The organism is Rhizorhabdus phycosphaerae, from assembly GCF_011044255.1.
Taxonomy (GTDB): domain Bacteria; phylum Pseudomonadota; class Alphaproteobacteria; order Sphingomonadales; family Sphingomonadaceae; genus Rhizorhabdus; species Rhizorhabdus phycosphaerae.
Map to the genome: position 1 here is coordinate 2,236,311 of NZ_CP049107.1, position 23,204 is coordinate 2,259,514.

The following is a 23,204-nucleotide window of genomic DNA, read 5'->3' on the forward strand; positions in this document are numbered from 1 at the left end:
CATGTCTCGGGTATGTACAAATGTGGAGATGGCGGAGCGGGAGGGATTCGAACCCTCGATACGGTTTTGCCGTATACTCACTTTCCAGGCGAGCGCCTTCGACCACTCGGCCACCGCTCCGCGTGCACTGGAAGGCTGGCTCCCTAGCTTGGCGCGGCGGCTTCCGCAAGGCGCTGGAGCATGTATCATGCGGCCATGATCGCAAAAGCCTGCCCTCCTCCGCTCCGCTCCCTCGCACTTGGCGTTGCGCCGCTCCTCATCCTGTCGGCTCTTGCGCCCCCGCTCGCCGCGGCAGCTGCGCCACCTGCGGCGAAGCCGCCCGCGACCGCCGGGGAAATCCTCGCCGCCAGTACTCCGGCCGACTGGCAGGCCTTCCCGGAGGCAGACCTGCTGCTGCTCGATTTCGATAGTGGCCGCCGCGTCGTGATCGCCCTCGCTCCGGGCTTCGCGCCGGTCCATGTCGACAATATCCGCAAGCTGGTCCGGGCCGGCTGGTTCGACGGGATCACGATCAACCGTGTCCAGGACAATTATGTCGTCCAATGGGGCGACGCCACCGAGAAGAAGCCGCTGCCGCCCGGCATCGTCTCGGCGCCGCCCGCCGAATATGAGCGACCGGCAACGGGGCTGGACGTCCGCCGCCTCCCCTATCCCGATTCCTATGCCGCCATGGTGGGGCATGCCGGGGGATGGCCGGTCGCCGGTGATGGAAAGGGCCTCGCCTGGCTTCCGCATTGCTATGGAATGGTCGGCGTGGGCCGCAACATCGCGCCCGACACCGGCACGGGCGCCGAGCTTTATGTCGTCAACGGCCATGGCCCACGCCATCTCGACCGCAATATCGCAACCGTCGGCCGGGTGCTTTCGGGCATGGAGATACTGTCGGCGCTGCCGCGCGGCACCGAACAGCTTGGATTCTACAAGGAGGGCGAAGCGCGGCCCGCCATCCGCTCCGCGCGCATAGCGGCAGACATTCCGCCCGCCGAGCGGCCCCGCTTCGAGGTGATGAAGACCGGCGGCCCCGCCTTCGCCGCCTGGACCAAGGCGCGCGCGAACCGGCAGGATGTCTTCTTCAACCACCCCGCCGGCGGCGTCGACATCTGCAACGTCCTGCCGCCGGTCCGCCCGACCCCGCCCCTCACCCGGTAGAGTGCCACCGGCTGGACCGGGAACCAGCAACGCTCGCGCCGGGCAAGGGCAGAGGCCCACATCGGCACTATCCCGCGCAGGGACCGGCGGATGAGAAAAGGGCCCGGAGGATAGTCCCCCGGGCCCTTCCTTTTTCCGATGACCGGATGGTCGGCGGATTTCGCAGCGGCTGCGACGGACGGCGAACCGCCCGCCGCGAGGCCGCTTAGAAGTCCATGCCGCCCATGCCACCCATGCCGCCCATGCCGCCGCCGCCCATGGGCATTGCCGGCTTGTCCTCGGGCGAATCGGAGATCGCCGCTTCGGTGGTGATCAGCAGACCCGCGACCGAGGCCGCGTCCTGCAGCGCGGTGCGAACAACCTTGGTCGGGTCGATCACGCCGGCGGCGACGAGGTTCTCGTACACGTCGGTCGAGGCGTTGAAGCCCTGGTTCTCGTCATTCTCGCGCAGCAGGTTGCCAGAGACGACCGCGCCATCATGGCCGGCATTCTGGGCGATCTGCTTCACCGGGGCGGTGATCGCCTTGCGGATGATGTCGATGCCACGGGTCTGGTCGTCGTTCGCGCCCTTCAGGCCTTCGAGAGCCTTGGTGGCATAGAGCAGCGCGGTACCGCCGCCAGGAACGATGCCTTCCTCGACTGCGGCGCGGGTCGCATGCAGCGCGTCGTCGACGCGGTCCTTGCGCTCCTTGACCTCGACCTCGGTCGCACCGCCGACCTTGATGACGGCGACGCCGCCAGCGAGCTTGGCCAGGCGCTCCTGGAGCTTCTCGCGGTCATAGTCGGAGGTGGTGTTCTCGATCTGCTTGCGGATTGCCTCGACGCGGCCCTTGATCGCGTCGGCCGAACCGGCTCCGTCGACGATCGTGGTGTTGTCCTTGTCGATGGTGACGCGCTTGGCGGTGCCGAGCATGCCGACCGTGACGCTCTCGAGCTTGATGCCGAGATCTTCGGAGATCATCTCGCCGTTGGTCAGGATCGCGATGTCCTCGAGCATCGCCTTGCGACGATCACCGAAGCCCGGAGCCTTGACCGCTGCGACCTTCAGGCCGCCGCGCAGCTTGTTGACGACCAGCGTGGCCAGCGCCTCGCCCTCGATGTCCTCGGCGATGATCAGCAGCGGACGACCCGACTGCACGACCGCCTCGAGGATCGGCAGCATCGCCTGCAGGTTCGAGAGCTTCTTCTCATGGATGAGGATGTACGGGTCGTTGAGCTCGACCTGCATCTTCTCGGGGTTGGTGATGAAATAGGGCGACAGATAGCCGCGGTCGAACTGCATGCCCTCGACGACGTCGAGCTCGAACTCGAGACCCTTCGCCTCTTCGACGGTGATCACGCCTTCCTTGCCGACCTTCTCCATCGCTTCCGCGATCTTCTCGCCGACTTCGCGGTCGCCATTGGCCGAGATGATGCCGACCTGGGCGACTTCGTTCGAACCGGAGACCGGCTTCGAGCGGGCCTTGAGGTTCTCGACGACCTTGTTGACAGCGAGGTCGATGCCGCGCTTCAGGTCCATCGGGTTCATGCCGGCCGCAACCGACTTCATGCCCTCGCGGACGATCGCCTGCGCCAGAACGGTCGCGGTGGTCGTGCCGTCGCCGGCCAGATCGTTGGTCTTCGAGGCAACCTCGCGGACCATCTGCGCGCCCATATTCTCGAACTTGTCCTTCAGTTCGATTTCCTTGGCGACGGTGACGCCGTCCTTGGTGATGCGCGGGGCGCCGAACGACTTGTCGATGACGACATTGCGGCCCTTCGGCCCCAGCGTGACCTTCACCGCATCGGCGAGAATGTCGACGCCGCGCAGAATGCGCTCACGTGCGTCGCGCGAAAACTTAACGTCCTTCGCTGCCATGGTCTCTATTCCTCTGATTATGTGATTAAGACGGGTAGATATTCAGGAAAATCCGGTGTCGCGGCTCAGCCGACGACGCCCAGGATGTCGCTTTCCTTCATGATCAGCAGGTCTTCACCGTTGACCTTCACCTCGGTGCCCGACCATTTGCCGAACAGGATGCGATCGCCGGCCTTGACGTCGAGCGGCGTAACCTTGCCGTCGTCGCTCTTGGCACCGTTGCCCACGGCAACGACTTCGCCTTCCTGCGGCTTTTCCTTGGCCGTATCCGGGATGATGATGCCGCCGGCGGTCTTTTCCTCGGCCTCGACGCGGCGGACAAGCACGCGATCGTGCAGCGGACGGAAACTCATGCGCTTCACCCTTTCCTAGCAACTCTCGACGACGCCGGATGCGGCCCCGTCGATTCCATCAGATTGGAAACTTTTAGCACTCACTCATGGCGAGTGCTAGCGGGGATATGTGAAGGCGGCACCCGGGAGTCAAGCGGGGATCCAGGTGATTTTTTTGCCGACACCGTCTGCGGCCTGCCGATCGCGGGTTCCTGTTCCCGCCGCCGGGGGATATTGGGAGCCGATCGCAATTTTCGAAGCCGGTGATGCAGAAACTCGTCCCACTGAAATATCCGGCCATCGCTTTCGCGCTCGGTCTGGCCTCCGCGCTCGGCTTCGCACCGCTGAACTGGTGGGTCATCACCCTGTTGTGCGTCGCCTCGCTGATGTGGCTGACGCTGCGGGCGGAGCGGCTGCGCGACGTCGCCTGGCGGGGCTGGAGCTTCGGCGTCGGCCACTTCACCTTCGGCAACAACTGGATCGCCCAGGCCTTCACCTATCAGGACGCGATGCCCCATTGGCTGGGCGGCGTCGCGGTCGTCCTGCTGGCCCTCTACCTCGCGATCTATCCGATGCTCGCCTGCATCCTCGCCTGGTCGCTCCACCAATTGCCCGCAGCGCTTCATCTGCGGAAAGTGCGGCTCGAGGGTGCGACCCGCCGCGCGAAACTCAAGGGACTGATCCCCGAAGGCATGGAGGCGCCCCAGCGTGCCGATGTCCCGACTCCCGCTGCGGCGGCCTTCGTACCGCTGTTCGCCGCAAGCTGGATCCTTACCGAATATATGCGGGCCACGCTGTTCACGGGCTTTGCTTGGAACCCGCTCGGCGCGGTGATGGTCGCGCCCGACAGCGCCGAACCCGCCTGGATCGGCCTCACCCGGCTGTTCGGCACCTATGGCTTCTCGGGATGGGTCGTCCTGCTGTCGGGCATCTGGCTCTTGGCAATCCTGCCGGGCACCAAGCGCCTCCGCTGGCAACGGGTCGGCTGGGCGTTGCTCGTGGCCATGCTGGCGCAGATTCTCTCGGCCTGGCTGCTGCGGCCGCTACCGCCCCGCCAAGGCCCCCTGCTCACGGTGGTCCAGCCGAACATCAACCAGAACGAGAAATGGGATCCGGCCCTCCAGCGCAAGAATTTCATCCGGCTGCGGACGCTGACCGGCCAGCCGGGCCCGGCACCCCGGCTGATCCTGTGGCCCGAGGCGGCGACTGCGGACTTCCTGGAGATCGATCCCGATGCGCGCGCCCGGATCGCGGCATTGCTCGGCCCCCGCGACCGCATCCTGCTCGGCGGGGACTCGCTGATCTTCGACCGGAGCGGGCAACTCACCGCCGCACATAACAGCCTGTTCGCGCTCGACTCACAGGCCCGGATCACCGGGCGCTACGACAAGGCCCATCTGGTGCCCTATGGCGAATATCTGCCGGCACGACCGATATTGTCGGCGATCGGGCTGTCGCGCCTCGTCCAGGGCAATGTCGATTTCCTGTCCGGGCCCGGGCCCGCAACGCTGGCCCTGCCCGGCTTCGGCAAGGCGGGCATCCAGATCTGCTACGAGATCATCTTTTCCGGACAGGTCGTCGATGCGCGCAACCGCCCGGACTTCCTCTTCAATCCGTCGAACGACGCCTGGTTCGGCCGCTGGGGACCGCCCCAGCATCTCGCCCAGGCGCGCCTGAGGGCGGTGGAAGAGGGCTTGCCGGTGATCCGCTCGACGCCGACCGGCATTTCCGCCGTGGTCGATGCCGATGGCCGGATTCTCCACAGCCTGCCCTGGCGGCAGGCGGGAGCAATCAGCGCGACACTTCCGTCGCCACGCGAAGCGACGCCTTTCGCGCGCTTCGGCAATCTGCTGCCGATGCTGTTCGCGCTGTTGCTGGCAGCCGGCGGGCTGGGATTTGCCTTCCGCCGCTGATGTCAGCCGTTAGGCCGGCATTCGATCGAGATCCGGGCACGCGTGGGATCGGGCCAGCTCTCGGTCGCCGCGACATTGGCCGCATCCCTGGCATCGAGCCAGACCCGCGCGAGCCCCGTCATCGCGGCTTCGTTGCCGAAGAAGCCACCCTGGGCGTAATAATCCTTCTCGGCGGTACAGCCGTCGATACCAGCCTGTTCGAACACCCGCCGGGCAGCGGTGGTCGCACGGACTTCCTCCGCCGACGGGTCCCGCGGGCAGCCATAAAGCCAGTCGATCGCAACCTTGTAGGGCATGATGCAGTTCCTCGGGGCGAATCCCCTCTTGTCCAAGCCTCGCTCATGAAACGAATCACCTTAATGTCCGGTATATTTCGGAGGATTTTAGAGTCGGGTTCCGAATCCTCGCGCCGCCTGCCGGTCGACGTCGCCCGTTGCGGACGGGAGCAAGCGGCGTTAAGGGCGATATAACGAACTCTTTATATCCTATCCGCCGCGAGCGCCTTATCAGGCGACGATCATCCCAAGAGGTCAGTCCGTACCTATGCGCAGCAACTATCTCTTCACGTCCGAAAGCGTGTCCGAAGGCCATCCCGACAAGGTCGCCGATCAGATTTCGGACGCCATCGTCGATCTCTTCCTGTCGAAGGATCCGGAGGCGCGCATCGCGTGCGAGACGCTGACCACCACTCAGCTGGTCGTGCTGGCGGGCGAGATCCGCTGCAAGGGCGTGTATGAGAATGGTGCCTGGGCCGCCGGCGCACAGGAAGAGATCGAGAAGACCGTCCGCGAGACGGTGCGCGAGATCGGCTATGAGCAGGACGGCTTTCATTGGAACCAGTTCCGCTTCGAGAATAATCTGCACGGCCAGTCGGCCCATATCGCGCAGGGCGTCGACGCCAGCGGCAACAAGGACGAAGGCGCCGGCGACCAGGGGATCATGTTCGGCTTCGCCTGCGACGAGACGCCCGACCTGATGCCGGCCACGCTCTACTACAGCCACAAGATCCTCGAGCGCATGGCCGCCGATCGCCACTCGGGCGCAGCCCCCTTCCTCGAGCCCGACGCCAAGAGCCAGGTCACCCTGCGCTTCGAGAACGGCAAGCCGGCCGCCGCGACGGCGATCGTGGTTTCGACTCAGCATGGCAAGGGCTATGACGAGGGTGAGAAGGAAGCCGAACTCAAGGCCTATGTGAAGCAGGTCGTCGCCGACATCCTCCCGGCAGAGCTGCTGTCCGACAAGACCGTCTACCACATCAACCCGACCGGCAGCTTCGAGATCGGCGGCCCCGACGGCGACGCCGGCCTGACCGGGCGCAAGATCATCGTCGACACCTATGGCGGTGCCGCACCCCATGGCGGCGGCGCCTTCTCCGGCAAGGATCCGACCAAGGTCGATCGCTCGGCCGCCTATATCAGCCGCTATCTGGCGAAGAACATCGTCGCCGCCGGGCTCGCTCGCCGCTGCACGATCCAGCTCGCTTATGCGATCGGCGTGTCCGAACCGCTGTCGCTCTATGTCGACACCCACGGCACTGCGCGCGACGGCGTGAACGACGCCGCGATCGAAGCCGCGATCCAGGGCATCGAGGAACTGGGCCGTTTGACCCCGCGCGGCATCCGCACCCATCTCGGCCTCAACAAGCCGATCTATCGCAAGACCGCAGCCTATGGCCATTTCGGGCGCAAGGCCGAAGGCGATCTCTTCCCTTGGGAGCGCACCGACCTCGTCGACAAGCTCAAGGCCGCGCTGGCCTGACATCGTCCTGCTCCGGCCCGGGCGACCGGGCCGGACATATTGTTCGGTAGCCGTTTCTTTCCTCTGGCGCAGCATGGCGGGAAGCGAGTAGGGCAGCGTCGTGACCTCGAGCGGAGCGCCCATTTCGGATCTCGCAGCCTTCCTGCGCGCCTGGGCACGGGATCCGCTCGGTATCGCCGCCGTGGCCCCGTCGGGCCCGTCGCTCGCCCGGCTGATCACCGCCCATATCACGCCCGAAATGGCGCCGGTGATCGAGCTTGGTCCCGGCACCGGCGTCTTCACCAAGGCGCTGCTCGACCGCGGCCTGCAGCAATCGGACCTGATCCTGATCGAGAATGAGGCGGACTTCGCGCGCATGCTCGAAACGCGCTTCCCCCAGGCGCGTATCGTGCGCGGCGATGCGGCGGGCGTCCATCGCCACCGCGCCCTGTTCGCCGACCGCCTCGCCGGCGCCACCATTTCCGGCCTGCCGATCCTGAGCATGAACGTCAGTCAGCAGATGAAGATCATGCGGGGCTGCTTCGATCTCATGCGCCCCGGCGGCCGACTCTACCAGTTCAGCTACAGCCCGGTCTGTCCGGTGCGGAAGCCCGTCATGGAACGGCTCGGCCTCAAGGCCCGACGCTTGTCCAGCACGTTGCGCAATCTCCCGCCGGCCGCCGTTTATGAAATAGGTCGCGACCATGAATGATCCGCTCTCGATCCGGCGCCTCTACGGGCGCCGGCAGGGGCACAAGCTGCGGCAGGGACAGGCGGAACTGGTCGAGCGGCTGCTGCCCGAGATCAGCGTGCCGGAAGCCGGCGCGCTCGACGCGCCCGTGCTGTTCGGCGACGACCGCCCGCTGGAACTGGAGATCGGCTTCGGCAAGGGCGAGCACATGGCCTGGCAGGCCGACCAGCGCCGGGCCCATGGCTTCATCGGGTGCGAGCCCTTTCTCGACGGGGTGGTCGGCGCGCTGATGAAGATCGACGAGCTCGGCCTCGACAATGTGCGGCTGCACATGGGCGACGCGATCGACGTGCTCGAACGCCTGCCCGACGCCTCGCTCGAGCGCGCCTGGCTGCTCCATCCCGACCCCTGGCCCAAGGCGCGCCACGCCAAGCGCCGCTTCATGAACGACGGCCCGATCGGCCTGATCGCGCGCAAGATGAAGCCGGGCGGCGAGTTTCGCTTCGGCACCGACCACCCCGTCTATGTCCGCTGGGCGATGATGGTGATGGGCCGCTCGCCCGATTTCGAGTGGCTGGGCGAAAGCCCGCGCGACTTCCTCGTCCGCCCCGACGACTGGCCCGAAACCCGTTACGAGGCCAAGGCGCGCGCGAAGGGGCATGAGGTCTGGTATTTTCGATATCGCCGCCGTTGATGCGCCAGGGCACGATTCTACCGAGGTGAGCTGACATCCTTTGGGCCAGCCCATGGACGCTGCCCGCGCTACATTCCCGTGTGGCGAGGATCGCCTGTAAGCTGGCGGATCAGCGCTGGGGCTGCGTCAAGCCGGGCGATGTCGCGTGGTCGGCGGAGGACGTACAGGGGAACGGTGCGGAGCAGGGTCAGGCAGTGCTGCCAGTGCCGCCCGGACAGCCCCATGGCCTCTACCATCTCCGGCCGGTAGGTGGCCTCGCCGACCAGCCGCTTGAGGGCATCGAGGCCGCAGATGCGGCGTACCTCCGGCTCTCCCCATTCGAGCAGGAAAATCGCGTGGAGCGAGACCGGCGCCCTTCCGGTGCCGGCCACGGGCAGCTGGAACTTGTCGCGTCCGTCCAGAACAGGGGTCAGCTCCTCCGGAACCGCGCCGCCCAGCGCCAGCATCTCCCTCCAGAGCCGAAGGCGGGGCATCGAGGGATGGACCTGCGCGACCGGTGACGGATCGACCCGGCAGAGATCGTCGCTCACAAGACTATAGCCTTCCCGCAGGAGGCTTGCCGCCATGCTCGACTTCCCCGCCCCGGACGGCCCGCAGAAGGCCAGCGCGTTCTTGTCCCGGGCGACCACCGAGGCATGAAGGAGGAGGATGTCCCGCTGAAGGCAAAGGGCGTTCCAGGCGGTTCCGAGAAGGAAGGGCCGCCACTGGCTTAGGGGAACATCGGGCTCCGGAAAGACCGTAATGCGACAGCCATCCTCCACATGGAAGGTGGCGAAGCCGGAAATGACCAGCCAGAGATCGCGCCCCTCCGCAAGCGCACAGCTTGTGGCGGGAAGGCCCGGCTGCGCCTCCGCCAATGCGATCCGGACATCCTCACCCGCTCCGGGCTCCACCCGAAAGCTTTCCCATTCGGGAACCTCGAAACCGCAGGCCAACCGGATGCCGGATAGCGCATAGACCCTGCCCTCGTTCACCGGACGCCTTCCTCTTCCAGCCAGCACAGGAACCGCCCCATGGTGAGACCGCCCACCAATATGCTGATGGGGGCGGCACGGTCTGCCAGCAGGTCCTCAGCGCACCGTCGCATCCGCCCAAGGTCGAGCGCCTCGCATGCTAGGGCGTTCTGATCCAGCCGTTCCAGATCGGCCATCAGCTGGCCGGGATGGGCCTTCAGCCGCGCCATCATATCGTACCCCTGCAGCCCCCGGATGCGAGACGTGCGGATGCTCTCGGGCAGCAGCCCCCGCAACATCTCGCGCATCATGGTCCGCGGCTCGCCTTGGTGGTGGAACAGGCGATTGGGAAGCTGCAGGCAGAATTCCGCGACGCGCCGGTCCGCCAGCGGGTGCCGCCACTCAACCCCGGTGAGATGGGTGAAGGCATGATCCACAAGACCGATATCCTGGCGCTGGAGCAGATACAGCATCCTGTATCGCTCATCGGCCTGCGGCGGCGGCATGTAGGTGGAGAACCAGACCGGCCCCGCCGCATCCAGCTCCTGCGCGTCCGCAAAAGCGGGATGAACGGGGTGATGGTCACGCCACGGACGGGCCGTCGCGGCAAATGGATGTCCGCGAAACATAAGCATGCGCCGTCGCAGCGGCTCGGGCAGGAGAAGCCAACCCGCAGACAGCGCGCGACGCACGCTGAACTCCCGCACAAGGCCGGGCCAGTCCCGCGCGGCCAGGGCGGCGAGAAAGGGCGCTCCGCCGGCCCGGCTGGCGGTCAGATTCCCTTGCATGCCCGTCAGCATGACCCCGGCCCCGCTCTCGCGTGCCGCCTTCAGCGCGGTGATCATCCAGTCGAGATTGCCAATATTGGAAAAATGACGCTCCTGCACACGCACCATGTCGTCCGCGCCATCCAACGGATAGCCCGACTCGAAAGGCAGGATGCGGCTGTCGAGACCTGTGGAGCTGCTGGCGAGGTCCTGGACGAGGGTGCTCTCATCCGCCCGCCAGCCCTCTGGCGGGACGCCGGCGCCGGGCGCCGTAACATGGGTGAAGGCGAGGACATGCGGGCGCGCCCGCACCGCAAGCGCAGCGATCCCGGCGGAGTCGAGCCCGCCGCTGAGCATGAGAGCTGCCGGTTCAGCCTGCGGCATTTGCTCATCCACCACGCGGGCGAGGAGATCCCGCAACGCGACGGCATGATCTTCAAGGCTGCCGGTGGGCAAAGGGCGGGAAAGATCCACCTCCCACCATCGCCGGACCACAGCCGGCAGCCGGCCCTCCTTCTCCAGCACGCAGCCCGTCGGGAGACGCCGGATGCCGGCAAATAGCGTCACGTGGTCCTCGCCCGAAAGGCGGATGAGGTTCATGGCCAGCGTGTGCCGGTCCAGCCGACGGTCGACCCAGGGCAAGGCGAAGAGGCCGCGCGGCATGGTCGCAAAGGCAAGGCCATCGCCAGCCTCATGATAATGCAGCGGCGGCCCGACGATGGCAGAACGGCCGAGCACGAGCCGCCGCGTCTGTGGCGCCCACGCCGCGAATGCGAAGGCTCCTGCGATCCGCGTCAGTGCCGACACATCCCAACGGCGCCAGGCGGCAAAGAGCAGACCGGCATCATCCTCTTCCTCAAGGACCACGCCCGCAGCCTTGAGCTCGGAGCACAGCTCGGCTCTATTGTCGATGCGCGCGTCCGCCGCAAAGACAAGACCCGTGCGGACGCATGTCATCGGCCGGTTCGTGGCGGGGCGTCGCGCGAGCCGACGGGTGCCCATGCCCGCCATGACATCGGCCCAGAGGCCACCAGCCTCATCGAAGGGCCCCGCCAGGGCGACGCGCATCCGGGCCAGAAGGCCTTCGCCCTCCGGCACGCCGTCAGGGCGGACATAGCCGAAGAGCGCACTCATGCCACCGGCTCCACGCGCTGCAGCAAGTCGGCATGATCAAAGTGGAGAAAGCAGCAGCGTTCGTCATGCAGCCCGGCGGCCACGGTCCAGCGGTTCTCGGAGAACTCGGCACCCATGGGATAGAGTACGCGTTCCGCGTCGCGGTTGAGGGGGAGCGCGTCCCCTGCGCGCCGGGCTGGCGCGCGCGCGATCGAAACCGGCGTGTGGCACAGGGGAGCGAAAGGGGGCGATGCCTGGAAGCCGTAGAAGCCCATTTCGTAGCGATGCAGCGGGCGGCCGCCCTTGTGACGCATAGCGTGGAGCACCCGTTTCCAGCGCGGCGCTGGCACCAGAAGGTGGAAGAAGGAATAGAAGACATCCCCCACCCGGATGGGCGGCGTTCCCCCGCGCGGTTCCGAGAGGCTGGCCAAGGGCGCCGTCCAGTCATGCCTCGCCATCATCTCGCTCTGCACGGATGCGCCGGCACGCAGATGGAGGCGAAGCACCACATGGGGCCGGATACTGTAGACAGCCAGAAGCGTGTCCCCGTCGGGGGAGAACAGCATCCAGTTCTTCTCGACTGGCCTTCGTCCTTCAAGCTCCAGCGGCTGCGCCGCGGCGCACGGGAGCAGCGAGTGCGGATCGATCTCGACAAGGAAGATGCTGTTCGGGCGTGGCCGGTCGCCGGTGTTGAAGTGAAGGAGCAAGCGGTCTCCCAGGGTGCAGAAGCGCGGATCGGCAAGCCACGCCCCGCCTTCGGCCAGATGGTCGGACAGCGGCTGGACGCTGCCGGAGACCGGCTCCAGCGCCGCATCCAGGGCACAGATGGCGAGCCGCCGCCGCCCGTCCGCCAGCACCAGGCGATAGGCCATGATGCGGCGGCCGCCAAACGTCGTCATGCCCGGATTGAACATATGGACCGGCCCCCTAGCGGCGATGGTCCGCCAAGCCTCCGGCACGAACCGGTCGCGCGGCAGCACGATCATCGCGCGCCCTCCTGCCGGTAGGGAAAGGCCGCGCGAAAAGGCTCGAGCTCAGGCGGCCTGGCCCACTGGCCTGTCCTGTCCCACCAGGCCTCCCCTGCCCCGACGGTTCGCACCAGGGCAATGTCGATGTCGAGGAGAGCCGCAAGGTCCTGCCACTTCGCCGGCGCATCGATGCCGTCATCCGCATAGGCGGCCCAAGGAGTGCCATAGGCCTGGCACAATATCGCCCCATGCAGGCTGCCGGTCAGGACGAAACGCGCCCCGGCCAGGGTGCGCACGCTGCTTTCCACGCCCCTTGGCCAAATGGCAGCAGACAACAGTCGCCCGGCGGCCTGCTGCAGCTTGGCGGACGTGAGGCGTCCCTGCCGCCGCACGACCCAGGGGGAGAGAATGGCGTCAGCCCCCGTTGCGGCGAGGCGCTCGGCGGGCAACTGCGTCCGCACGCGAAGGCAATGGGGGAGGACCAGCCGCAGGCCGTGTCGCATGGCGGGAGGCGGAAGAATCGCCGGCAACAGGAAGCCCGGGTCGGACTGCGGAAGAGTGCCGGACAGCCCAAGCGCCCGCGCGGTGAGAGGACCGCGCACGCCGTGGAATGTCAGCCGGTCCAGGTTGCGGTCAGACACCGATCCGCCTCGCCAGCCACATCCCCAAACATCGATCGGACCGGCGATCCGATCGAGATCGGCATCATCCAAAAGCGAGCCGATGACCAGCAGTGTCCGGCCGGCATTGGCCGCGGCCTCGGGGCGGGGCGCGCAGTCATGGCCAAAAGCACGCAGGATCAGGGGGACGAGCGAATCTCCGAGATTGAGAACGAACGCATCCCGGCCCCAATAATGGCAGTTCAGGTACATGCGGCATCCACGGGACGGGCAAGACGCTGCTGCACCGCGTGCCATACCTGTTCGAGGGAGATGCCCCGCATGCAAGGGTGGATGGCCAGCGGACAGACGGCATGTCCGCAGCCGGCGCAGGGAACCTCGAAGCGCAGCACGGTAACATCGCGCCCTATCGGGTCCCACGCCCCCACCACACAGCGCCCGCCCTGAATCTCGATAACGGGGACACCCAGGGCAGCGGCGAGATGGCTGGTGCCCGTGTCCAGGCCGACCACAAGATCGCAACGGGAAAGCAGGCGCGCGGTCGCGACGAGACTCAACGTCCCCGCGGCCACCAGTCCTTCCCCCCAACGCGCGCGCAGCCTTTCGGCCACCCCGCTTTCGGAGGGGCCGCCGCAGATGACCAATTCGTACCGCCCCTCGCGAATGAGACGCTCACCCAGGGCGATGAAGCGATCCTCCGGCCAGTGATTGGCCTGTGCTCGCGCCCCGGGACAGATGGCCACCAGCCTTCGTCCGGGCCGCGCATTGGCCGCGAGCCATGCATCGACATCGACAGCTGCCGGTGGGAGCAGTCGCGGCAGGTAAGGCGAAGCGGGGCATGGCAGGCCGGCAGCAGCCAGATTGGCGAGACGGCGGGCTGGCTCGTGCGGAGAACTGTAGATGGGCTGGGCTTGTCCAGGAAGGCCCATGGGACGGCCGAGGCCCGCCAGACGACAGAAAGCGTCGAGCAATATCCGGGTGACGCGCCGGGGGGCGGAAAGATCTACATAGACGGCACGGTCCATGCCCAACCGATGGACCTTGCGCAGCAGGGCCAGCCAGCGCCAGACATGCCGCAGCCGCGGAAGGAACAGCAGCCCTTCCAGCCGACCCCAGCCGATGAGAAGCTCAGCCGGATGGGATGTGCCCGCAGGGGCGGGCCGCGTTAGAAGCCAATATTCGGCGTCCTCGCCGAAATGGGCCCGGACGGCGTGAATGGCGGGAAGGGCCGCGATGCCCGATCCGATGGTGGTCTGCCAGCCAAGAAGCAGGATAGGCCGCTTCTTTGGCACAAGCGGGTCGCAGCACTGAGCTTGCGTCAGCTGGCGCAGGTACTTCCGCCGTCGGTATTGAGAAAATTAGAACCGCCCGTCTGCGCGCGTGACATCTCCTCGACCACGACCGCCGGCTTCACCCAAGCGGCCCGGGGCGCCATCTCTGTGCCGCAGGAAGCGGATGCCGAATTCCGGGATTGATCGGAAGATCCGGCGTTCAGGTTGGAGTCCATTCTCGGTTCCTCGTTGGGCATATTGTTGGACTTATTCTATCCCCGCTTCCGGAACGTTGCAATCTCAGGGCTACTCCTCAGTCGCTTGTAGGCCCCCAACACAAGAGCGGCGCATAGTCCGGCGCCTGATCCCCCCCACGACAGGGCCAATGGCAGATGTCAGCCAGACATGCCCGGTCAGCCCCCTCGCTGCGACCGTTGCTGCACCATAATGAAACCATGTGGGCACCCGGCGGCGGCGCAGCATGAGATGCGCGGCGATGGCCCGGTGAAAGCAGGAATCCCTCAACATGCCCCGCCGCCAGACCCACAGGATTGCCGCCTGTATCGACGCGATGGCGATCGCCTGCTCCTTCGCTGGGGCCGGCGGGCTGGCGAGAGGGCGGGAGAGGAACGGCTTGAGGCGGCGGAACGGCAGGACGACCAGGATCAGGCGGGCCAGGGCGACAAAGACGACGGCCTCCAGGCGCAAGGCCCATCTTTGCCAGCAGCGCGCTGTCATGCCGCGGCGTGCGTAACGGCGAGCAGCCCCAGCTCTCTCAACGTATGGACAAGCTCTGCCACATCGTCGGCGCACTGCTGCGGCTCCACCACGAATGCCGTGCGCAAAGCTTCGCACAGCGCGCCGAACGTGATCGGCTCTGCCATGGCCATCCACGCATGGCGAGCAACGACGTTGAGCGAAAACACTTTCCCGGCCTCGGCCGAAATCATGATCAGCTCATTGTCGAGATCGCTAAACACGATGTTCCGCGCTCTGACCAGCAACGCATCATCTGGAAAGGAGGCTACCGACATGGCCGAAACTGTCTCTATGTCGCTATCATATCACTAAAGGAGCATGGGGACTTGCCCCTACTATAGGGGGCGGCACATGACAATCATTCGCCCGGCACCACCCATATGCGTGCTGTCGAAGCCTGGACTGACCCGAGACCCGCTACGCAGCCGGGGCTCCCGCGAAGATTCATTCGACCTGGTATTTTCGGTACAGACGGCGGTAGGGCGCCGGGCTTGAATCAATAGGCCGTTTCTTGCAGGTGGCTCTCGTCTGACGGGGCACCAAGAGATCACATTCAGCCGAATCTGATTGTGCGAGAAAGCGGGACGCTGGAATCGCCCGCCTCTTTCCATCGGCTGCTCGCATACGAGTCCAGGAATCGTTCGGACCATAAGTCGTGCGTTTTCCGTCGCATCGGCGACTTACTGTTGCACTCACAGCAACAACGCTGACTTTTTACCTACATTGAAGGGGGGCCTCGCCGGTGGTTCGCCGCTTCGACCGGCCCGACGGCTCGCTGATGCACGCTGAGCTGCGCATCGACGACAGCATCGTCATGATCGGCGGTGGCGCGACCCCATATCGCTCGTCGGAAGTCCATCTGCATCGGTACGTTTCCGATGCCCAGTCCCCTTATGATCGGGCCATCGCAGCCGGCGCAGAGGCGGTTCAGACGCCGCTGCGCAAGGCAGATGATGACGATCTGCGGGTCGGGTTTCGCGACCCGGCCTGCCATATCTGGTGGGTTGCCAAGCAATTGGCCGCCCGGAAAGTCTGAGGCCCGTCAAAGCGAACTGCACGGGGTTGCAGGGAAGGTGGGCCTCTGCGATAGCAGCCGAGGGTGCTCGTCCGGGTGATGACGGGCAGGTTTCTTCGCTGGTCGGGCCGCCAGCGGGCAGTCCCATGCCCGGAGTTTCGATGGTCCTCTCCCGCTTGAAACCGCGCAGCGCGCTTCGCCAGTTCTTCCATGGCCAGGCATCGGCCGGCCTGATGCTGATGGCCTGCGCCGCGCTGGCGCTGGTCGTCGCCAATTCATCGCTGGGACAGGCCTATGAGCACGCCCTGCACGCCTATCTCGGCCCCCTGTCGGTACAGCACTGGATCAACGACGGGCTGATGGCGATTTTTTTTCTGCTGGTCGGGCTCGAGATAAAGAGGGAGGTTCTGGACGGGCAATTATCGTCCTGGCCCCGGCGCATCTTGCCGGGCCTTGCCGCCGCCGGCGGAATGGCCGCGCCGGCGCTCGTCTATCTGCTGCTGAACCCGGGGGCGTCGGCACATGGATGGGCCATACCGGCAGCGACCGACATCGCCTTCGCACTGGGGGTTCTCGCCCTGCTGGGCAAACGGGTTCCCGTTTCCCTTCGCATCTTCCTGACCGCGCTTGCCATCATCGACGATCTCGGCGCGGTCATCATCATCGCCCTATTCTACACAGCGGACCTATCGCTGCCGCATCTCGCGGCGGCGGCGGGTGTCGCAACCCTGCTGTTCATGATGAACCGCCTCGGCATTCGTCGCCTCCTCCCCTATCTGCTCGTGGGCCTTGTCCTGTGGATCTTCGTTCTGGGGTCGGGCGTCCACGCCACACTGGCGGGGGTCGTCCTTGCCTTCGCGATCCCGCTGCAGGAATCGCCCGGCCGCCCGGACTCCGAGTCGTGCAGCCCGCTCCATCGGCTGGAGCACCGCCTGCACCTGCCTGTCTCCTTCCTGATCCTGCCGGTCTTCGGTCTGGCCAATGCGGGCGTGCGGGTCATCGGCCTTCCGCCGGAGGCTTTCACCGCACCCATCACGATCGGGGTCGGTCTGGGCTTGCTCGTCGGTAAGGTCGTGGGGGTATTTGGAACGTCCATCGTCGCCGTCCGGCTCGGCCTCGCGGACATGCCCGCCCATGCGACCCCGGCGCAACTGGCGGGGACCGCCCTCCTCTGCGGCATCGGCTTCACGATGAGCCTGTTCATCACTCTGCTTGCCTTTGCCGGCCAGCCCATTCTGCAGGCCGAGGCGAAGATCGGAATCCTCGTCGGCTCGCTCCTGTCCGGCTTGCTGGGCTTCCTGCTTCTGCGCTTCACCCAGCGCGAGAAGGATCTGCCTGCCTGATTGCGGGCCAATCAGGGCAGATCGCGCCCTGCGAGGAGGGGCGACGATCGTCAGGCCGCCAGCGGCCCCCTTGCAGGGCGAGCGGCCTCGCGACGCTTCCAGGCCCGTTCGTGGAAGAAGAAGGCAACGGCATTGACGCAGGGCTCTATCAGCGCAATCCCGCCGGCGACCTGAATCGATCCGGTCAGGGCATAGGCCACGCTGAATCCGATCGTCAGGTGCAGCGACAAATAGGTCAGGGTCTTCAGCAGGTCGGTCGGCATGAGCTTTTCTCCGCCCCCTTTATTGCGAATTATTCGCAAATAGAAAGCGGACAATAGCGATCAGGCCAAGTGAGGCGTTCAATCAGAGCGCGCTGATGACAGAATATCGCCTCGGCTATGGCGATCGCGCCACACCGCCCGAGGGCTCTGGGAAACGGCGATTATCCGCCGATTATGATGATGAAAATTGCTGCGATGCGTCATTGGCATCTTTGCAACGAAATGTTTCTATGGGTTTCGGGATGCGTCGCTGGCACCACGCCCCATAAAAAACGGGACGCGCCAATGGCGCGTCCCGTCCTTGTCCTGCCGCGGTTCAGAAAGCGGCGCTGACCGAGAATACGACCTTGCCGCTCGCGATCGACGAACCATTCTTGGTCGAAGAGAAGTTCGGCAGAAGATAGGCCGACTCGCTCTTCGAAATGTCGGTGTCGATATAAGACACGCCGAGCACGACCGGGCCTACGGCGACATCGGCACCGACGAGCCAGTCGAGATATTTGCCGGTCGGAGCAACGCTGGTTCCATTCGGACCCAGGCCCGAATTGCCGTTCGAATAGCCAAGGTGGCCCTTCAGCGTGACAGGCGTGCTCGGGATCGCGCTGGAGATGTCGCCCCAGATGTAGAGATTGTCTTCCTTGTCGCCCGGAGCGTCCGGAACACCGGTGCCGTAGGATGCGCCGGTGAGATACCAGCGACCGAGGGCTTGCTGCTTCGGCGCATAAGCGACGCCGCCGAGAAGATTGACCGGACCGGCCGTGCCGCTGACCTTCAGGAAGAGCTCGGCGAAATCGGTCTCCGAAGCGCCGCCCGGATACATGAACCAGGTCAGGCCGGTGTCGACGGCGACGGCATCGTTGAGCTGGACCTTGTAGCCTGCGAACAGGTCGAGTTCCATGTTGGAGCCGCCGAACGTGCCCCAGCCCGAGAGGTTCGATCCCCAGGTGCCGGCATAGAAGCCGCTCTCATGGTTGATGGTGATACCGCCCTGAATCGCCATTTCCTTGTCGCTCTGCGACACGCCGCGGAAGCGGTAATCGGAAACGAGACCGACACTGCCGGTCACTTTGAAGGCGGAGCTTTCCTCGTCCTGAGCGAGAGCCGGCGTGGCGGCCGCAAGAGCCAGGACTGCGGCGGTGAGTTTCGGAAAGCGCATAAAGACAATCCCCTTTTCGGTTTAGGATCGTCCCTCCTCATCGACGTGCGCCATCTCTATGCGGATCGCGTCTCCATTCGACGCGGCCATTATGGAGAAGAGCTTCAGCAATACGTTTCTAGATTGTTACAAATTGTTTCTGAAAGCCAGCGTCACGCTCCTTGTTCGAGGAGCGTGACGCTGTTGCAACACCTAACGCATAGGGCAGGTCAGGCCGCCATTCTCCGCAGATGATCCTCGTCGCCGTCGACGCGCACGGCAGCGCCCCCCGAACGATGCCTGCGAACCCACTCGCCGATCATCTCGGCCATGCTGTGATCGATCGCCGGAACACCGCGCATGTCGAGATGCACCGGCCGCCCGCCGGGGATCGCCTCGAGCACCTTGGACAGCTTCGGCAGGGCAACGAACGTCGCCGCCCCCTGAAGGCGCACTTCGCTCTCATTTCCAGTCTCTGCCGTATCGACCTTGAGCTTGAGCTTTCGGACATGCGGCAGCAGTTCGATCGCCGACAGGGCCAGGCCGACCAGAACGCCGGTCAGCAGGTCGGTCGCGACAACCATGACGAAGGTCGCGACCCAGATCATTGCCGGCAGCACGCCATGATATTTGAACAGATGGCGGACGTGCGAAACCGAAACGAGGCGCCAGCCGGTCACGACCAGCACGCCGGCCAGCGATGCCATGGGGATCTCCCGCAGCAGCCAGGGCAGGAGGGCGACGAACGCCAGCAGCCAGCCGCCATGGAGCACCGCCGACAGCCGGGTCATCGCGCCCGCCTGCACATTGGCCGAGCTGCGCACGATGACGCCCGTCATCGGCAAAGCGCCTGCGACGCCGCACAGGAAATTGCCCACGCCTTGCGCGCGCAGTTCCTTGTCATAGTCGGTCCGCACCCCATCGTGCATCCGGTCGACCGCAGCGGCAGACAAGAGCGTCTCGGCGCTGGCGATGAAGGCGATGGCGACTGCCGTCACCAGCAAGGCCGGCTGCATGATCTGCGCGACGAAGCTATCTCCGGGCAGGGCTACGGCAGCTACGATCGACTCGGGCACGTCCACCCGGGTGATCGAGAGGCCGAACGCCCAGGCCACCATCGTTCCCGCCAGGACCCCGATCAGCGCGCCGGGAACCAGCTTCATCGACTTGGGCCGCAGCTTTTCCCAGCCGATCATAGCTGCGATGGTCAGCAGGCCGATGGCGAAGGCGAGTTCGGCAGCCTCGATGTTGGAAGCCGACAATCCCAACATGCGGCCAGGCATGGCGGCAAGATTCTGCAGGCCGTTGGCAAGCGGCTTCGCGTCGAACAGGACGTGGAATTGCCCTACGACGATCAGCGCGCCGATGCCCGCAAGCATCCCGTGGACGACTGCGGGGGATATGGCACGGAACCACCCGCCCAACCGGAATACACCCGCCGAAAACTGGATCAGGCCGGCGAGGATGAGGATCGGGCCGAGCGCTGCCAGACCGAAGTCGCGAACGACTTCGAACACGATGACGGCGAGCCCCGCGGCGGGACCACTGACCTGGAGCGGCGATCCCGCGAGCAGGCCGACGACGATGCCGCCGATGATGCCGGTGATCAGCCCCTTCTCGGGAGGAACGCCCGAGGCGATGGCGATGCCCATGCAGAGCGGCAATGCCACGAGAAACACGACGATCGACGCCGTGAAGTCTCGCGACAGGGTCGCCCCCGAGAACAGGGAGGCGGGAGCGGCTTTCATTCTGCGGCTTCCTGAAGAAGGTCGGCGGCGAGGCGCTGAGCGGCCGGAAGCGCGACCGGAAGCGGCTTGTCGGCGGTCATCGGCGTGAACCGGCCGGTCTTGCCGTCGAGACCGAGCACCTCGCCCGCATGGATGTCGACAAACCAGCCGTGCAGGGCAAGCTCGCCACGCGCGATGGCGGATGCCACCGACGGGTGGGTACGCAGATGCGACAGCTGCGTCACGACATTCTCGAGGGCGATGATGCGGACCCGATCATTGTCGCCGGCCTGCGGATAGGCTTCGCTGGCGACCTTCTGCGCCGAATGCGAATGGCGCAGCCAGGCGGCGACATTCGGCATGCCTTCGAGCGACTCGGGGTTGGCCAGGGCCTTCATGGCCCCGCAATCGGAATGGCCGCAGACGATGATGTCGCGAACGCCCAACACCATCACCGCATATTCGACCGTCGACGAAACGCCGCCATTGGCTTGCGAATGCGGCGGGACGATGTTGCCCGCATTGCGGCATACGAACAGGTCGCCCGGAGCCGCCTGAACGATGAACTCGGGCACGACGCGCGAGTCGGCGCAAGAAATCATCAGAGCCTTGGGGCTCTGGCCATCCCGAGCCAGCTTGCCATAAAGGTCGCTATTGCTGGGAAATGTGTTGGACTGGAAACTGACTACGCGTCCGATCAGCTCGTTCATTTCTAGACTCCGAAATGTGCGCCGGGAACACGGCGGGAGCCTCGAATATCGAGCAGGGACTTTGCCGCGGCGCAGCGGTCCTGTTAAAAATCATTGCTGCCGGTGAAACGTTTCGCTGACGCGCTCAGCCGAGCTGTTGCGGTCCCTTGACGGGTATATCGATATCGGCCCGCAGACCGCCTTCCGGCCGATTGGCCAGGGTCAGGACGCCGCCATGCGCACCCACGATCCGCTCGACGATCGCCAGCCCCAGGCCCAGCCCCTCCGTGTTCCGTTCGCGCGCGGTGTCTAGCCTGACGAAGGGCTGCTTTGCGGAGTCGAGATCGGCTTCGGGAATGCCGGGTCCGTCATCCACGACCCGCAATGTCACCCGCTCCTCGCCGGGGATGAGCGACACCGTGACGTGCCGCGCGTGCCGCAACGCGTTGGACACGAGATTGTCGAGCGCGCGCTTCAGATCATAAAGGCGCACATAGGCGTCGAAATGCTCGGGCCCTTCGTAGCGCACGTCATGGCCATGATCGGTGGCATCGTCGACCACCGTTGCCGCCATGACCGCAATGTCCGAGCGGACCCGGGGCTGCTCGGTCTCGTCGCCACCGAGAAAGGCCAGCAGCGAGGCAATCATAGTTTCCATCTCGACCGCATCGCGCTGGATCGCGTCACGCGCGGCGCTATCGCCGATCATGTCGATGCGCAGACGCAGGCGGGAAATAGGGGTGCGCAAATCATGTCCGACGGCAGCGAGCGCCTGGGTGCGATCCTGAATCAGGCGCTGGATCCGGTCCTGCATGGCATTGAAGGCCTTCACCACGCGCAGGACCTCGCCGGTCCCGACCTCGGGCAATATGATGCGATCGCCATAACCGTAGCGCTCTGCGGCCTGGGCCAGCATCCGGATCGGTTTCAGCGTGTTGCTGATCAGGAGACTCCCGATCACCAGCAGGGCGAGCGCGGGTACCAGCGCCAATATCACCCGACCGATCGCAAGATCCCAACCGCTCACCACATCCCGCGTGCCGAAATATATCCAGCTGCCATCGGGCAGGGTCATGCCGCCCACGACCATCGAATTGAGCCCCGGCGACTTCAATTGCAGCCGCATGTCGGCCTCGGCCAGCGAGGGCTCCCAGTTCACGATCTGGTCGCGCATCTCGCGCAGCTCCGGCGCCATGCGCGGCGGCGGCGGCGGCAGGGACTCGCCCCAGCGCACGTCATAACGGTCGGTCGTCAGTAGCGAGGCCATGGCGGGACGCTCGCGCGGGGTGCGCTCGGCAATGAGCTTGCGCGTGATAACCAGATGCTCGGCCAGCCGATGCGCCTCGTCCTCACGCAGCGAGAACTGGCTCGCCCGCTCGTACAGCAGCGTGCTGGTGCAGAATTCGACCGTCACCGTGAGGAGCAGGATGATCAGGATCCGCCCCACCAGCCCGAGGGATGGGCGAACGAGGTGGATCAACTGCGCGAGACCTCTGCGTTGAACATATATCCGACCCCCCGGACGGTGGTGATCGGAGCCTCCTTGCCCGCGCTCTGCAGCTTGCGCCGGAGACGGCTGACGAGAACGTCGATGCTGCGGTCGGAGGCATCGCCGAGCCGTGTCCGCGACAGCTCGATCAGCCGCTCGCGCGCTATGACGCGCTGCGCATTATGAACGAAGCTGGACAGAAGATCGAACTCGGCGCCGGTCAGATCGATGATGGCCCCCGTGGGCGAGGTCAGCTCGCGGCGCGGGAAATTGACGGTCCAGCCGTCGAACGATGCCTCATTGCGCCGGCTGACGTCGCTCTGCCGCTCCATGCCGCCACGCCGCAGCACCGCCCGAACCCGGGCCATCAACTCGCGCGTGCTGAACGGCTTGGGCAGATAATCGTCGGCACCGATCTCAAGCCCGATCACGCGGTCGGTCTCGCTGCCCTTTGCGCTGATGAAGATGATCGGCACGTCGCTTTTCTGGCGGACCTGCCGACAGAGCTCGATTCCGCTCGTGCCGGGCAACATGATGTCGAGCAGGATCAGGTCGACCGGCTCGGCATTGAAAATGATCCACATTTCCGGCGCGGTGGACGCCGGACGGACGGTGTAGCCGTTCTCCTGCAGCGCACGCGCGGTGAGGACCCTCAGCGACGGATCGTCTTCAACCAACAGGATGGTACTGGACGTCACGGTCTTCCTCATCGGAACGG

General features: G+C 65.5%; 23 protein-coding genes and 1 tRNA gene. 7 read left to right on the plus strand and 17 right to left on the minus strand.

What is annotated here, in order from left to right:
- Positions 1–29: 29 nt before the first annotated feature.
- Positions 30–120, minus strand: a tRNA-Ser gene (locus tag G6P88_RS10200).
- 75 nt (positions 121–195) lie between these two features.
- Here G6P88_RS10200 and G6P88_RS10205 point away from each other — a divergent pair.
- Positions 196–1,149 (plus strand): peptidylprolyl isomerase, encoded by a 954-nt coding sequence (locus tag G6P88_RS10205; protein WP_226946513.1) that lies wholly within the window; start codon positions 196–198, stop codon positions 1,147–1,149.
- 205 nt (positions 1,150–1,354) lie between these two features.
- On the opposite strand, the gene groL is transcribed toward G6P88_RS10205, so the two are convergent.
- Both groL and groES read right to left on the minus strand, forming a co-directional pair.
- Positions 1,355–3,007 carry a chaperonin GroEL gene (gene groL, locus G6P88_RS10210; protein WP_165323057.1) on the minus strand — a complete coding sequence of 551 codons (1,653 nt, stop codon included), beginning with the start codon at positions 3,005–3,007 and terminating at the stop codon, positions 1,355–1,357.
- A gap of 65 nt (positions 3,008–3,072) precedes the next feature.
- A complete protein-coding gene (gene groES / locus G6P88_RS10215) occupies positions 3,073–3,360 on the minus strand; it encodes a co-chaperone GroES (RefSeq protein ID WP_165323058.1) in 288 nt (95 codons plus the stop codon).
- 245 nt (positions 3,361–3,605) lie between these two features.
- On the opposite strand from groES, the gene lnt reads away from it, so the two are divergent.
- On the plus strand, positions 3,606–5,252 hold the full coding sequence (gene lnt, locus G6P88_RS10220; RefSeq protein ID WP_165323059.1) for an apolipoprotein N-acyltransferase: 1,647 nt from the start codon (positions 3,606–3,608) through the stop codon (positions 5,250–5,252).
- 2 nt (positions 5,253–5,254) lie between these two features.
- Here lnt and G6P88_RS10225 read toward each other — a convergent pair whose 3' ends face one another.
- Positions 5,255–5,548 carry a hypothetical protein gene (locus G6P88_RS10225; RefSeq protein ID WP_165323060.1) on the minus strand — a complete coding sequence of 98 codons (294 nt, stop codon included), beginning with the start codon at positions 5,546–5,548 and terminating at the stop codon, positions 5,255–5,257.
- Between the two features lie 247 nt (positions 5,549–5,795).
- On the opposite strand from G6P88_RS10225, the gene metK reads away from it, so the two are divergent.
- The 3 genes from metK (at position 5,796) to trmB (ending at position 8,374) form a co-directional block, all read left to right on the plus strand.
- Entirely contained in the window at positions 5,796–7,010 is a 1,215-nt protein-coding gene (gene metK / locus G6P88_RS10230; protein ID WP_165323061.1) for a methionine adenosyltransferase, read from the plus strand.
- Positions 7,011–7,110: 100 nt separating this feature from the next.
- Entirely contained in the window at positions 7,111–7,701 is a 591-nt protein-coding gene (locus G6P88_RS10235) for a class I SAM-dependent methyltransferase (protein WP_226946514.1), read from the plus strand.
- The gene (gene trmB, locus G6P88_RS10240) at positions 7,694–8,374 is read left to right on the plus strand and encodes a tRNA (guanine(46)-N(7))-methyltransferase TrmB (RefSeq protein ID WP_165323062.1); all 681 of its coding nucleotides are present in this window, start codon (positions 7,694–7,696) and stop codon (positions 8,372–8,374) included. The genes G6P88_RS10235 and trmB overlap by 8 nt, the downstream gene beginning before the upstream one ends.
- Before the next feature lie 68 nt (positions 8,375–8,442).
- On the opposite strand, the gene G6P88_RS10245 is transcribed toward trmB, so the two are convergent.
- The 7 genes from G6P88_RS10245 to G6P88_RS10275 form a co-directional block, all read right to left on the minus strand.
- Positions 8,443–9,348, minus strand: a complete 906-nt coding sequence (locus G6P88_RS10245) for a hypothetical protein (protein ID WP_165323063.1) — start codon at positions 9,346–9,348, stop codon at positions 8,443–8,445.
- The gene (locus G6P88_RS10250; RefSeq protein WP_165323064.1) at positions 9,345–11,228 is read right to left on the minus strand and encodes an asparagine synthase-related protein; all 1,884 of its coding nucleotides are present in this window, start codon (positions 11,226–11,228) and stop codon (positions 9,345–9,347) included. The genes G6P88_RS10245 and G6P88_RS10250 overlap by 4 nt, the downstream gene beginning before the upstream one ends.
- Complete coding sequence (locus G6P88_RS10255; protein ID WP_165323065.1) at positions 11,225–12,193, minus strand: hypothetical protein; 969 nt, start codon at positions 12,191–12,193, stop codon at positions 11,225–11,227. The genes G6P88_RS10250 and G6P88_RS10255 overlap by 4 nt, the downstream gene beginning before the upstream one ends.
- Positions 12,190–13,047 (minus strand): polysaccharide pyruvyl transferase family protein, encoded by an 858-nt coding sequence (locus tag G6P88_RS10260; RefSeq protein ID WP_165323066.1) that lies wholly within the window; start codon positions 13,045–13,047, stop codon positions 12,190–12,192. The genes G6P88_RS10255 and G6P88_RS10260 overlap by 4 nt, the downstream gene beginning before the upstream one ends.
- Positions 13,038–14,087 carry a glycosyltransferase family 9 protein gene (locus G6P88_RS10265; protein WP_165323067.1) on the minus strand — a complete coding sequence of 350 codons (1,050 nt, stop codon included), beginning with the start codon at positions 14,085–14,087 and terminating at the stop codon, positions 13,038–13,040. Before G6P88_RS10265 ends, G6P88_RS10260 begins: the two co-directional genes overlap by 10 nt.
- A gap of 285 nt (positions 14,088–14,372) precedes the next feature.
- Complete coding sequence (locus G6P88_RS20540) at positions 14,373–14,804, minus strand: lasso peptide biosynthesis B2 protein (protein ID WP_226946515.1); 432 nt, start codon at positions 14,802–14,804, stop codon at positions 14,373–14,375.
- The gene (locus G6P88_RS10275; protein ID WP_165323069.1) at positions 14,801–15,100 is read right to left on the minus strand and encodes a PqqD family protein; all 300 of its coding nucleotides are present in this window, start codon (positions 15,098–15,100) and stop codon (positions 14,801–14,803) included. Before G6P88_RS10275 ends, G6P88_RS20540 begins: the two co-directional genes overlap by 4 nt.
- 467 nt (positions 15,101–15,567) lie before the next feature.
- Here G6P88_RS10275 and G6P88_RS10280 point away from each other — a divergent pair, with 467 nt between their 5' ends.
- Both G6P88_RS10280 and nhaA read left to right on the plus strand, forming a co-directional pair.
- Positions 15,568–15,861, plus strand: a complete 294-nt coding sequence (locus G6P88_RS10280) for a VOC family protein (RefSeq protein WP_206335741.1) — start codon at positions 15,568–15,570, stop codon at positions 15,859–15,861.
- A 140-nt stretch (positions 15,862–16,001) separates the two neighbouring features.
- Positions 16,002–17,183: a Na+/H+ antiporter NhaA gene (gene nhaA / locus G6P88_RS10285; protein WP_165323070.1), complete on the plus strand. Its 1,182-nt coding sequence runs from the start codon at positions 16,002–16,004 to the stop codon at positions 17,181–17,183.
- 50 nt (positions 17,184–17,233) lie between these two features.
- Here the strand turns inward: nhaA and G6P88_RS10290 are convergent, their stop codons facing one another.
- From G6P88_RS10290 to G6P88_RS10315, 6 genes are all read right to left on the minus strand, one after another.
- Positions 17,234–17,446, minus strand: coding sequence for a DUF2061 domain-containing protein (locus G6P88_RS10290; protein WP_165323071.1), 213 nt, complete (start codon positions 17,444–17,446; stop codon positions 17,234–17,236).
- A 316-nt stretch (positions 17,447–17,762) separates the two neighbouring features.
- Positions 17,763–18,602, minus strand: a complete 840-nt coding sequence (locus tag G6P88_RS10295) for a TorF family putative porin (RefSeq protein ID WP_165323072.1) — start codon at positions 18,600–18,602, stop codon at positions 17,763–17,765.
- A gap of 209 nt (positions 18,603–18,811) precedes the next feature.
- Positions 18,812–20,329 (minus strand): SulP family inorganic anion transporter, encoded by a 1,518-nt coding sequence (locus tag G6P88_RS10300; protein WP_165323073.1) that lies wholly within the window; start codon positions 20,327–20,329, stop codon positions 18,812–18,814.
- Positions 20,326–21,018 (minus strand): carbonic anhydrase, encoded by a 693-nt coding sequence (locus tag G6P88_RS10305; protein WP_165323074.1) that lies wholly within the window; start codon positions 21,016–21,018, stop codon positions 20,326–20,328. Before G6P88_RS10305 ends, G6P88_RS10300 begins: the two co-directional genes overlap by 4 nt.
- 124 nt (positions 21,019–21,142) lie before the next feature.
- A complete protein-coding gene (locus G6P88_RS10310) occupies positions 21,143–22,444 on the minus strand; it encodes an ATP-binding protein (protein WP_226946516.1) in 1,302 nt (433 codons plus the stop codon).
- Positions 22,445–22,473: 29 nt separating this feature from the next.
- Positions 22,474–23,184, minus strand: coding sequence for a response regulator (locus tag G6P88_RS10315; RefSeq protein WP_165323076.1), 711 nt, complete (start codon positions 23,182–23,184; stop codon positions 22,474–22,476).
- Positions 23,185–23,204: the final 20 nt, after the last annotated feature.